Below are 11,994 nucleotides of genomic sequence, written 5' to 3' on the forward strand. Positions count from 1 at the left end.
GTACTGCAGGGGGGACCCTGTGGGAGAGTAGGACGCCGCCGAACAATTCTTCAGAAAAGGCCCACCCGGGTTTCCGGGTGGGCCTTTTCGCGTTTTCCGGGTTTTAGCGGGGCTTCATGAGGGCTTCAGGGCTTCAGCTTGAATCCGACGTGCGAGGCCACGAAGCCGAGCCGCTCGTAGAAGCGGTGCGCGTCCGTGCGGGACGCGTCCGAGGTGAGCTGGATGAGGTCGACACCGAGTTCGCGGGCGCGGTCGACGGCCCACTGGATCAGTTCGGTGCCGAGCCCGCTGCCGCGTTCTTCGCTGTGGACGCGGACGCCTTCGATGATCGCGCGGGTGGAGCCCGCCCGGGACAGGCCCGGGATGAGGGTGAGTTGCAGGGTGCCGATGATGCGGCCGGCGCGTACGGCGACGACCAGGTGCTGCTGGGGGTCGCCGTCGATGCGGGCGAAGGCGGTGCGGTACGGGGTGAGGTCGTCGGGGGTTTCGCGGGTGGCGCCGAGCAGGTCGTCGGCGAGCATGGCGACGATCGCCGGCAGGTCGGCCTCGATGGCCCTTCGGATCGTCAGAACAGCCGTTTCAGTCATGGTCAGAGGATAGGGATCTCCCTGCCCGGGCCGAAGGGCCCTTGTCTACGCCCGTAGCGCCCTTCTACGGCCCCTCTGGGCCGATGCCGGGTCACTCCCCGGCCGGGGTGCTGGTGATGACGGCGAAGACGGCTCCGTGCGGGTCCTGGAGCTGGGCGAGGCGGCCGACGCCGTGCACGTCCATCGCCGGGATCCGCACCTCCGCGCCGAGCCGGCCGGCGATGGCGAGGCCGGCGTCGACGTTGGGGACCTCGAAGTAGGGGAGCCAGTGCGAGCTGGTGCCGCGCGCGGTCTGTTCCGGGCCGAGCTGCACGATGCCGCCGTGGGCGTCGTCGGTGCCGCCGCCGGCCGGGGTGAGCACGGTGTAGAGGACCTCGCCGAGCGGGACATCCTGTTCCTGCCAGCCGAAGACCGTGCGGTAGAAGCTCTTGGCCCGCTCGGCGTCGATGCTGTGGCACTCCGTCCAGCAGAGGCTGATCTGCTCGTTGACCAGGTCCAGGCCGCGGGTGTCGTGCGGCTGCCAGACGGCGAAGTCGGCGCCGGTCGGGTCGGTGTAGCCGGCCATCCGGCCCGAGGTGAAGATGTCGAAGGGGGCGAACCGCACCCGGCCGCCGGCCTCGAGGACGAGGTCGGTGGTGCGGTCGGCGTCGTCGGTGGCGAAGTACACGGTCCAGCCGGGCGGGGTGCCGTCCTCGGCGAGCGGGCCGAGTGCCGCGACGGTGCGGCCGTCGAGCTGGAAGAAGCCGTAGCCGCCGGCTTCGGGGCCGGCCGAGTCGAAGGTCCAGCCGAACAGGGCAGCGTAGAAGTCGACGGAGGCCCGGGTGTCGGGGCTGCTCAGGTCGAGCCAGTCCGGGGACCCGGGGCGGAAGTCGGTGTTGAGCATGGCGGCACTGCTCCTCGGACGGTCCCCTACGGGCGCGGTCGACGGCCCCCTGGACCCTCCAGCCTGGCACCTCGGTGGGGGTGGTGCACGGCGGGTCCGCAGGCGGTCGGGGCTTGTCCCCGCCGGGCGGTACGGTGCGTGACGGAATGGTCCACCCGTACCGGTCGAAGGGGGCTCCGATGGGCAAGGCGGCGCAGTCGGGGCGGCAGGCTGAGCAGGCGGTGCGCCAGCTCGCGCAGGTCGAGGGCGTGCTGGAGCGGATCACCTACGCCAACGAGGAGACCGGTTACACGGTGGCCCGGGTGGACACCGGCCGGGGCGCGAACGACCTGCTGACGGTGGTGGGCGCGCTGCTGGGGGCGCAGGTCGGGGAGTCGCTGCGACTGCACGGGCGGTGGGGGTCGCACCCGCAGTACGGGCGGCAGTTCACGGTGGAGAACTACACGACGGTGCTGCCCGCGACGATCCAGGGCATCCAGCGGTACCTGGGTTCGGGGCTGATCAAGGGGATCGGGCCGCGGTTCGCGGAGCGGATCGTGGAGCGCTTCGGGGTGGACACCCTGGAGGTGATCGAGAACGAGCCGGGCCGGCTGATCGAGGTGCCGGGGCTGGGGCCGAAGCGCACCAAGAAGATCGCCGCGGCCTGGGAGGAGCAGAAGGCCATCAAGGAGGTGATGGTCTTCCTGCAGGGGGTCGGGGTGTCGACCTCATTGGCGGTGCGGATCTACAAGCAGTACGGCGACGCCTCGATCGGGGTGGTGCGGAACGAGCCGTACAAGCTGGCCGCGGACGTGTGGGGCATCGGCTTCCTGACGGCGGACCGGATCGCCCAGGCGGTGGGCATCCCGCACGACAGCCCGGAGCGGGTGAAGGCCGGGCTGCAGTACGCGCTCTCGCAGAGCAGCGACCAGGGCCACTGCTACCTGCCGGAGGAGCGGCTGATCGCGGACGGCGTGAAGCTGCTGCAGGTGGACGTCGGGCTGGTGATCGACTGCCTGGCGGAGCTGGTCGCGGCCGAGGGGGTGGTGCGGGAGACGGTGCCGGGGGAGGCGGGCGAGCCGATCACCGCGGTGTACCTGGTGCCGTTCCACCGGGCGGAGATCTCGTTGGCCAACCAACTGCTGCGGCTGCTGCGTTCGGACTCCGACCGGTTGCCGTGGTCGGCCGGGGTGGACTGGCCGGTGGCGCTGGAGTGGCTGGCGAAGCGGACCGGGGCGGAGCTGGCGCCGGAGCAGGAGCAGTCGGTGCGGCTGGCGCTGACCGAGAAGGTCGCGGTGCTGACGGGTGGTCCGGGCTGCGGCAAGTCGTTCACGGTGAAGTCGATCGTGACGATGGCGCTGGCCAAGCGGGCGAAGGTGGTGCTGGCGGCGCCGACCGGGCGGGCGGCGAAGCGGCTGGCGGAGCTGACCGGGGCGGAGGCCTCCACGGTGCACCGGCTGCTGGAGCTGAAGCCGGGCGGCGACGCCGCGTACGACCGGGACCGGCCGTTGGACGCCGACCTGGTGGTGGTGGACGAGGCCTCGATGCTGGACCTGATCCTGGCCAACAAGCTGGTCAAGGCGGTGCCGCCGGGCGCGCACCTGCTGTTCGTGGGGGACGTGGACCAGTTGCCCTCGGTCGGGGCCGGCGAGGTGCTGCGGGACCTGCTGGCGCAGGACGGGCCGATCCCCTCGGTGCGGCTGACCCGGATCTTCCGGCAGGCGCAGCAGTCGGGCGTGGTGACCAACGCGCACCGGATCAACGAGGGGAAGCCGCCGCTGACGGAGGGTCTGACGGACTTCTTCCTGTTCGTGGAGGAGGACACGGAGCTGGCGGCCGGTCTGACGGTGGATGTGGTGGCGCGCCGGATCCCGCAGAAGTTCGGCTTCGACCCGCGCCGGGACGTGCAGGTGCTGGCACCGATGCACCGGGGCCCGGCCGGGGCGGGGAACCTGAACACGCTGCTGCAGGGGGCGGTGACCCCGGCCCGGGAGGGGCTGGCGGAGCGGCGCTTCGGCGGGCGGACCTTCCGGGTGGGGGACAAGGTCACCCAGATCCGCAACAACTACGACAAGGGGCGGAACGGGGTCTTCAACGGCACAGTGGGAGTGGTGACCGCCCTCAGCGTGGACGACCAGCGGCTGACGGTGCTGACCGACGAGGACGAGGAGGTGTCGTACGACTTCGACGAACTGGACGAGCTGTCCCACGCGTACGCGGTCACGATCCACCGCTCGCAGGGCAGTGAGTACCCGGTGGTGGTGATTCCGGTCACTATGTCCGCTTGGACGATGCTCCAGCGAAATCTGCTCTACACCGCTGTGACCAGGGCGAGGAAACTCGTGGTGCTGGTCGGGTCACGGAAGGCGATCGCGCAGGCCGTGAGGGCCGTCAGTGCAGGTCGGCGGCACGCCGCGCTCGATCATCGACTTGCTTCTGGATGATTATCCAACAGGATGGTTGCCTCTAATGTTCTCTTGACGTGAAGAGATTTACGGCAGAGCCTAGAGTGGTGCCGATCTTGTCCGGTTCGTACCGGCTGCGGCAGCAGGTTTTGTAGGGGCGGGCCCTTCCGGGCCACCCCGGGTGCGCGACTGTCCCCCGGATGGGGGATCGTGGAGACAGTCAGGGCACCTTGGAAGAGGATTCATTTCGTCGGTGAGGAAGACGTGAGCGACAACTCGGTAGTACTGCGGTACCAGGACGGCGAGTACGAGTACCCCGTCGTCGAGAGCACTGCGGGCAACTCCGGCTTCGACATCTCGAAGCTGCTCCCGCAGACCGGCCTGGTCACCCTGGACAACGGCTTCGGTAACACCGCCGCGTACAAGTCCGCGATCACCTTCGTGGACGGCGACAACGGCATCCTGCGGTACCGCGGCTACCCGATCGAGCAGCTCGCATCACAGGGCGGCTTCGTCGAGACCGCGTACCTCCTGATCAACGGCGAGCTGCCCAACGCGGACCAGCTGGCGGAGTTCAGCCGCGAGATCACCCAGCACACGCTGCTGCACGAGGACGTCAAGCGCTTCTTCCAGGGCTTCCCGCGGGACGCCCACCCGATGGCGATGCTGTCCTCGGTGGTCGGCGCGCTCTCCACCTTCTACCCGGAGAGCCACAACCCGTTCGACGCGGACCAGCGCCACCTGTCGACCGTCCGCCTGCTGGCCAAGCTGCCGACGATCGCCGCGTACGCGTACAAGAAGTCGACGGGCCAGCCCTTCGTCTACCCGCGCAACGACCTGAGCTACGTCGAGAACCTGCTGCGGATGACCTTCGCCGTCCCCGCCGAGGACTACGAGCTCAACCCGGTCATCGTCAACGCGCTGGACAAGCTGCTCATCCTGCACGCGGACCACGAGCAGAACTGCTCGACCTCCACCGTGCGCCTGGTCGGCTCCAGCCACGCCAACCTGTTCGCCTCGATCTCGGCGGGCATCTCGGCGCTGTGGGGCCCGCTGCACGGCGGCGCCAACCAGGCCGTCCTGGAGATGCTGGAGAGCATCCAGCAGGACGGCGGCGACGTCGACGCGTTCATCACGAAGGTGAAGAACAAGGAAGCCGGCGTCAAGCTGATGGGCTTCGGCCACCGCGTGTACAAGGCCTTCGACCCGCGCGCCGCACAGGTCAAGCTGCTCGCGCACGAGGTCCTCGGCCAGCTCGGCAAGAGCGACGAGCTGCTGGAGATCGCGCTCAAGCTGGAGGAGCACGCCCTCAAGGACGACTTCTTCATCTCGCGCAAGCTGTACCCGAACGTGGACTTCTACACCGGCCTGATCTACCGCGCCATGGGCTTCCCGACCAGCATGTTCACCGTGCTGTTCGCCCTCGGCCGGCTGCCGGGCTGGATCGCCCACTGGCACGAGATGATCAACGACCCGACCAGCCGCATCGGCCGCCCGCGCCAGATCTACACCGGCGTCGCGATCCGTGACTACGTCGAGCTCGAGCAGCGCTGACGAAGCACTGCCGACGGGGCGCCGCTGACGAAGTGCCGTTGACGGAGCGCCGTTGACGGAGCGCCGTTGACGGAGCACCGCACCGAAAGGGGCCCGGCCGCTGCTGAGCGGCCGGGCCCCTTCGCGTCCCCGCACCCCGGACCCGGAAGGGCCCGCGCGCGGGGACGGAACCGTACGGCGCACGACTCCGGGGCCGACTGCGACCGGGGACGGCCGCTCAAAGCGTCCCTGACCCGCCACACCCCGGCGCCGTGCGCGAAGGCCGTCGAGAGTTCGACGACCGTTCCCGGGGCCCGCCGGAGCCCCGTCGGCGGCAGCCGCTGGAAGCGCGGGGACACGTTGCCGTTAGCCGCGCCCCGCCCAGCGGAAAAACTGCCGCACTACCAACCTAAGACGTATCAGGGTGCGAGAAGTTACGCCCGGGGGGTGTGAGCTGCCTCTCGCCACGCTCCGTAGGCACTTCGTACCGCGCTCATATCACACCTTCCCTCGCGCACGACGTCACCCTCCCCACAGTCACGGCAACCGAGCGTGATAGGAATCGTGGCATTCCGGTACGGACCGTCGCGCCCCCTCGTCGCGCGACGGCGGAACTGGGGAGGGAGTGCGCAGATGGCCAGGAACGTCGTCGTCACCGGCGGTGGCACGGGAATCGGGTACGAAGTCGCGCGGCGGTTCGCCGAGGCGGGTGAGCGCGTGGTGATCGTCGGTCGCCGCCGTGAGGTCCTGGAGAAGGCCGCGGCCGACCTCGGACCGAACGTCACCCCGCTGGTGTGCGACCTCGCCGACCCGGACGCGGTCGAGGCCGCGCTGCGCGAACTGCCCGAGCGGATCGACGTGCTGGTGAACAACGCCGGCAGCCGGGAGACCGTGGTCGGGGGTGGACCGCACGCCCTGCTGGCCCGCTGGCGCGGCGACTTCGAGCGCAACGTGCTGACCGTGGTGCTGCTCACCGAGTCGATCCGGGACCGGCTCACCCCCGGCTCCGGCCGGGTCGTCACCATCAGCTCCATCGCCGCCCTGCGCGGGGCCGGCTCGTACGGTGCGGCGAAGGCCTCGCTGCACGCCTGGAACCACTTCCTGGCCGCCCAGTTGGGCACCTCGGGGATCACCGCCAACATCGTCGCGCCGGGCACGGTGGCCGGCACCGAGTTCTTCGGGCCGCGGCTGGACGAGGCCGAGGTGGCCCGCCGGGCGGCGCGCACGCTGCTCGGCCGGATCGGCGAGGCCGGCGAGGTCGCGGCGGCGGTGCACTTCCTCGCCTCGTCCGAGGCCGGGTTCATCACCGGCGAGATCCTGCACTGCAACGGCGGGGAGCTGCTGGGGCGTTGAGGCATGACGAGGGGCCGGGACCGGTGTCGGACGCACCAACAGCGTCCCGTGTCGGTCCGGGCCCCTCGGGTTGTCCGCTCAGGGCTGGTCGGCTCAGGTCTGGTCCGCTCGGGGCTGGTTGGGGCAGGCCTGGTCCGCTCAGGCGGGCCGGAAGCGGCGCAGCCGGAGGCTGTTGCTGACCACGAAGACCGAGGAGAAGGCCATCGCGGCCCCGGCGATCATCGGGTTGAGCAGTCCGGCGGCGGCCAGCGGGATCGCCGCCACGTTGTAGCCGAAGGCCCAGCAGAGGTTGCCCCGGATGGTGCCGAGGGTCTTGCGGGAGAGCCGGATGGCGTCGGCCGCGGCTCGCAGGTCGCCGCGGACCAGGGTGAGGTCGCCGGCCTCGATCGCGGCGTCGCTGCCGGTGCCCATCGCCAGGCCGAGGTCGGCCTGGGCGAGCGCGGCCGCGTCGTTGACGCCGTCGCCGACCATCGCCACGACCCTGCCCTCGGACTGCAGCCGCCTGACCGTCGCCACCTTGTCCTCGGGGAGCACCTCGGCGATCACGTCCTGCGGCTCGATGCCGACCTCGGCGGCGACCGCAGCGGCCACCGCGCGGTTGTCGCCGGTCAGCAGCACCGGGCGCAGGCCCAGGGCGCGCAGCCGGGCGACGGCTTCGGCGCTGGTCGGCTTGACCGCGTCCGCGACCTCCAGCACGGCCCGGGCCTCCCCGTCCCAGCCGACCGCGATCGCGGTGCGCCCGGCCGACTCGGCCCCGCGCTTGGCCTCGGCCAGCGCGGGCGGCAGGTGCTGGGCGCGGTCGGCCAGCAGGGCCTCGCGGCCGGCCACGACCGTACGGCCGTCCACGACACCCTCCACGCCCCGGCCGGGGACACTGCGGAAGCCCTGGGCCGGCGGGAGCCCGCCGAGGCGGTCGGCGGCGGCCCAGGCCACGGCCCGGGCGATCGGGTGTTCGGAGGCGTGCTCCACGGCCCCGGCCAGGCGCAGCGCCTCCTCCTCGGTGACGCCCTCGACGGTGTGCACGGCGAGCAGGGTCATCCGGCCGGTGGTGACGGTGCCGGTCTTGTCCAGGACGACGGTGTCCACCGTGCGAGTGGTCTCCAGCACCTCGGGGCCCTTGATCAGGATGCCGAGCTGGGCGCCGCGGCCGGTGCCGACCATCAGCGCGGTCGGGGTCGCCAGGCCGAGGGCGCACGGGCAGGCGATGATCAGCACGGCCACGGCGGCGGTGAACGCCTCGGTGGAGCTGCTGGTGACCAGCAGCCAGCCGACCAGGGTGGCGAGGGCGGCCAGCAGGACGGCGGGGACGAAGACCGCGGAGATCCGGTCGGCCAGCCGCTGGGCGGCGGCCTTGCCGTTCTGGGCCTCCTCCACCAGTCGGGTCATCCGGGCCAGCCGGGTGTCCGCGCCGACCCGGGTCGCCTCGACCACCAGCCGGCCGCCCGCGTTGACGGTGGCGCCGGTGACGGTGTCCCCGACGGTGACCTCGACCGGGACGGACTCGCCGGTGAGCATCGAGGCGTCCACTGCGGAGCTGCCCTCGACCACCACGCCGTCGGTGGCGACCTTCTCGCCGGGGCGCACCACGAAGTGCGTGCCGACGGTCAGCCGGTCCACCGGCAGGCGGACCTCCCGGCCGCCCCGGAGCACCGCGACGTCCTTGGCGCCGAGGTCCAGCAGGGCGTGCAGGGCGGCGCCGGCCCGGCGTCTGGAGCGGGCTTCCAGGTGGCGGCCGAGCAGGATCAGCACGGTGACGGCGGCGGCCGTCTCCAGGTAGAGCGCGCCGGCCGGGTCGGTGGCGCCGACGGTGAACGAGAAGTCGTGGCGCATCCCGGGCCGGCCGGCGTGGCCCCCGAACAGGGCCCAGCAGGACCAGCCGAACGCGGCCAGGGTGCCGAGCGAGACCAGGGTGTCCATGCTCGCGGCGCCGTGCTTGAGGTTGGTCCAGGCGGCGCGGTGGAAGGGCAGGCCGCCGTACACGACGACCGGGCCGGTGAGGGCGAAGGCCAGCCACTGCCAGTCGGTGAACTGGAGGGCCGGGACCATCGACAGCAGTACCACCGGGACGCTGAGCGCGGTGCTGATCAGCAGGCGCTCGCGCAGCGGGTCGGCCCGGTCGGTCGGGTCGGTCGGGTCAGGTTCCCCGGGTTCGGGGGCGGCGGGGGCCGGGGGCGGCGGGACTTCGGCGGTGTAGCCGGTCCGCTCGACGGTGGCGATGAGGTCCTCGACCGTGACGCCGGGGCCGTAGTCGACCCGGGCCTTCTCGGTGGCGAAGTTGACCGCGGCCTCGACGCCGTCCAGCCGGTTGAGCTTCTTCTCGATCCGGGCGGCGCAGGCGGCGCAGGTCATCCCGCCGATCGACAGCTCGACCCGGTCCCGTGCCTCGACACCGGGGGCGGAGGTGGTCATGCGGAGCGGCTCCTTGTTGGGGGCGTACGGCGGGGGCCGGCACCGGCCCCGCCGTACCGGGTGGCTCAGGCGGCGCGGCCGACCAGTTCGTAGCCGGCCTCGTCGATCGCGGCGCGGACGGTCTCCTCCGCCAGCGGGGCGGTGGAGGAGACCGTCACGGTACCGGCCTGGGCGTCGGCGGCGACGTCGGTGACACCGTCCAGGGTGGAGAGCTCCTCGCTGATCGCCTTCTCGCAGTGGCCGCAGCTCATGCCGGACACGGTGTAGGTGGTGGTGCTGGACATCGGTGCCTCCGGGAGGTCGGTGCGGGTGGTGGCTCTCCTGCTCTTCGAACACCATACCCCTGCGGGGTATTCCCCGAGAGGTGGGGGAGGCGGATCGCATCGTAGGCGACGGCCTCGGTCAGGCCGGAGCGGAGGGGTACTGCCCCGGGATCGGCGCGGTGGGCTCGCGCCGGATCAGCATCCGCAGCCAGAGCAGCCCGCCCAGCGCGACCAGCAGCAGCCCCGCGGTGTCGTACGCCGTGTAGAGGTGGACCTGCTCGCCGGACGGGTTCGGCATGTAGCCCAGGTCGAACAGGGCGCGCTGGAAGTCACTGGTGGTGGTCCGGGCGACCAGCCAGACGGCGATGCCGCTCATGCTGTCCCACAGTGCGTGCAGCAGCGAGACGCCCAGGTACGTCAGCAGCAGCGGGACGGTGAGGCGGAACCGGCCGCCCCGTCGCTCGCGGAACAGCACCCCGCCGATGATCGCCGTCCACAGGATGTGACCGACCGGGGCGAGCACCCCGCGCAGGATCTCCGTCTCCACCAGGTCGTCGAGCGAGAGCCCCTGGATGCTCAGCACGGCGTTGAACGCGTACCCGGCGCTCTCGAACGCGGCGAACCCCGCGCCGACGGTGGCGCCCAGCACCAGCCCGTACCGCAGCCCGACGACCCGCAGCCGCCGGCTGACCAGCACCAGCGCGGCCAGCTTCACCGCCTCCTCGATCAGGCCGACGCCGACGTACATCCACACCGAGGGCGAGAGCAGGTACGACTCCAGTACCGAGGCGCCCAGGACGCCGATCACCCCGCCGATGCCGAAGCAGGTGACGATCCGGTCCGCGCCGAGGTCGGCCGCGTAGCGCTCGAACGCCCAGATCACCACGGTGGCCGGGACGAGGAAGCTGCCGAGCAGCACGATCGTCGGGACCAGGTTGCTGTTGTCGGTGAAGAAGGTGACCAGGACGGTGCAGGCCCAGAGCAGTAAGCCGGTCGCGAAGAACTTGACCCAGTGGTGGGGCCGGGCGGCCGCCCGGACGGGGGGTGTGGTGATGCGCGGAGCGGGTCGGTATCCGGACACCGGACGGGGCCTCCTCTGAGTAGCCGCTGAGTAGCCGCTTTGGTCGAACTTTATGACAAATCAGGCATTTGGGGCTGGTCGGGACGGCTGCGGGGGCGGCCCGCGACCCACCGGGCCGGAAACGGGCCCGGACCGGGGAGGGCGGGTGGTTCGGCGCCGCGATCGTCCCTTATGTTCGATATGTGTTTCCGACCCGCCGCGCCCAGTCACCCTCGGCCCCCACCGCCGCCGGACTGCCGCAGGCCCGGCAGCGCGGCGCCCTGCTGGCCGCCGACCTCCAGGACGTACCGTTCTGGCGGCGGGCCACCCCGGCCCTGCTCGCCGTCCTGCTGGTCGCACTCGCGGACCTCCTTTCCGGCAAGGACCGGTACCTCGCGCCGCTGATGACCGTCGTCCCGGCCATCGCCGCGCTCACCCTCAAACCCGGCGAACTGCTCGCGGTCTGCGCGGTCGGGCTGATCGCCGTGTTCGGACTCAGCCACTACGACCAGGTCGACAACATCAACGACGCCCGCTTCCTTTACGGTGCGATGGTCAGCTATCTGGTGTTGACGCTGTTCTCCGCCTGGGTGGCCAAGATCCGGATGCGCCGGGCAGCGGCCTTCGCGGCGGTCAGCTCCGTCGCCGAGGCCGCCCAGCGGGCCCTGCTGCGACTGCCCGGACCGGCCGTCGGGCCGCTGCGGCTGGCCGTACGGTACGTCTCGGCGGCGGACGCCTCACGGATCGGCGGGGACCTGTACTCGGTGCTGGAGACGCCGCACGGCACCCGGGTCGCGGTCGGCGACGTCCGGGGCAAGGGACTGGCGGCCGTCCAGACCGCGGCGGTGGTGCTCGGCGCCTTCCGCGAGGCCGCGTACGACGAATCCGGACTGCGGGGCGTCGCGGCGCGGATCGAGGCCAGCGTCGAGCGGCACGTGCCCGACGGGGAGTTCACCACCGCGCTGTTCGCCGAGTTCCGCACCCCCGGGGAGATGGAACTGCTCCAGTACGGGCACGTGGCGCCGATCCGGGTCGACGGCGAAGGACGGGCGCACGTGCTGGACGCCCCCGACCCGTGGGTACCGCTCGGCCTCGGACGGCTGGCGACCGGGGAACCGGCCAGCTGGGGGCAGCCGTTCGGGCCGGACGACGTGCTGGTCCTCTGCACGGACGGGGTGATCGAGGCCCGGCACCGCAGGAGCGGGGAGTTCTACCCGCTGGCGGAGCGGGTCGGGCCGCTGGTGCGGGGAGCTGCGCGCTCGGCGGGGGAGCTGGAGGCGGCGGTGGGGCGGGTGTACGCGGATCTGCTGGCGCACACGGGTGGGGAGCTGCGGGATGACGCGTTGTTGTTGCTGATCAGTCGGATGGACTGAGGGGGGGCACCGTAGCGGGGGGTGTGTTCGTGGGGGTGGGCTTTCGGGAGGGTGGGTGCCGGGGGGGGGGGGGGGGGGGGGGGGGGGGGGGGGGGGGGGGGTTTTTGGGGGGTCGGGCCGACATCGGGGGGGGGGGGGGGCCGGTGGGG

At 71.8% G+C, this 11,994-nt stretch carries 9 protein-coding genes; 4 read left to right on the forward strand and 5 right to left on the reverse strand.

The window, feature by feature from the left end; translation table 11 throughout:
* Positions 1-125 precede the first annotated feature (125 nt).
* Both ACZ3YL_RS42070 and ACZ3YL_RS42075 read right to left on the reverse strand, forming a co-directional pair.
* Positions 126-587 carry a GNAT family N-acetyltransferase gene (locus tag ACZ3YL_RS42070; RefSeq protein WP_465663110.1) on the reverse strand — a complete coding sequence of 154 codons (462 nt, stop codon included), beginning with the start codon at positions 585-587 and terminating at the stop codon, positions 126-128.
* A gap of 91 nt (positions 588-678) precedes the next feature.
* Positions 679-1,470 (reverse strand): VOC family protein, encoded by a 792-nt coding sequence (locus ACZ3YL_RS42075; protein WP_188304912.1) that lies wholly within the window; start codon positions 1,468-1,470, stop codon positions 679-681.
* Positions 1,471-1,649: 179 nt separating this feature from the next.
* On the opposite strand from ACZ3YL_RS42075, the gene recD2 reads away from it, so the two are divergent.
* The 3 genes from recD2 to ACZ3YL_RS42090 all read left to right on the forward strand — a co-directional run bounded on the left by recD2 (position 1,650) and on the right by ACZ3YL_RS42090 (position 6,740).
* Positions 1,650-3,893: an SF1B family DNA helicase RecD2 gene (gene recD2, locus ACZ3YL_RS42080; RefSeq protein ID WP_223242273.1), complete on the forward strand. Its 2,244-nt coding sequence runs from the start codon at positions 1,650-1,652 to the stop codon at positions 3,891-3,893.
* 225 nt (positions 3,894-4,118) lie between these two features.
* Positions 4,119-5,408, forward strand: coding sequence for a citrate synthase (locus tag ACZ3YL_RS42085; RefSeq protein ID WP_188304911.1), 1,290 nt, complete (start codon positions 4,119-4,121; stop codon positions 5,406-5,408).
* Between the two features lie 612 nt (positions 5,409-6,020).
* Positions 6,021-6,740 (forward strand): SDR family NAD(P)-dependent oxidoreductase, encoded by a 720-nt coding sequence (locus ACZ3YL_RS42090; RefSeq protein ID WP_188304910.1) that lies wholly within the window; start codon positions 6,021-6,023, stop codon positions 6,738-6,740.
* Positions 6,741-6,878: 138 nt separating this feature from the next.
* Here the strand turns inward: ACZ3YL_RS42090 and ACZ3YL_RS42095 are convergent, their stop codons facing one another.
* The 3 genes from ACZ3YL_RS42095 to ACZ3YL_RS42105 all read right to left on the reverse strand — a co-directional run bounded on the left by ACZ3YL_RS42095 (position 6,879) and on the right by ACZ3YL_RS42105 (position 10,493).
* Positions 6,879-9,149 (reverse strand): heavy metal translocating P-type ATPase, encoded by a 2,271-nt coding sequence (locus ACZ3YL_RS42095; protein ID WP_465663113.1) that lies wholly within the window; start codon positions 9,147-9,149, stop codon positions 6,879-6,881.
* Positions 9,150-9,214: 65 nt separating this feature from the next.
* Entirely contained in the window at positions 9,215-9,433 is a 219-nt protein-coding gene (locus ACZ3YL_RS42100; protein WP_188304908.1) for a heavy-metal-associated domain-containing protein, read from the reverse strand.
* A 118-nt stretch (positions 9,434-9,551) separates the two neighbouring features.
* Positions 9,552-10,493 (reverse strand): PrsW family intramembrane metalloprotease, encoded by a 942-nt coding sequence (locus ACZ3YL_RS42105; protein ID WP_188304907.1) that lies wholly within the window; start codon positions 10,491-10,493, stop codon positions 9,552-9,554.
* Between the two features lie 182 nt (positions 10,494-10,675).
* Here ACZ3YL_RS42105 and ACZ3YL_RS42110 point away from each other — a divergent pair, with 182 nt between their 5' ends.
* On the forward strand, positions 10,676-11,845 hold the full coding sequence (locus tag ACZ3YL_RS42110; RefSeq protein ID WP_317621063.1) for a PP2C family protein-serine/threonine phosphatase: 1,170 nt from the start codon (positions 10,676-10,678) through the stop codon (positions 11,843-11,845).
* Positions 11,846-11,994: the final 149 nt, after the last annotated feature.

The organism is Kitasatospora sp. NPDC023176, assembly GCF_055560495.1.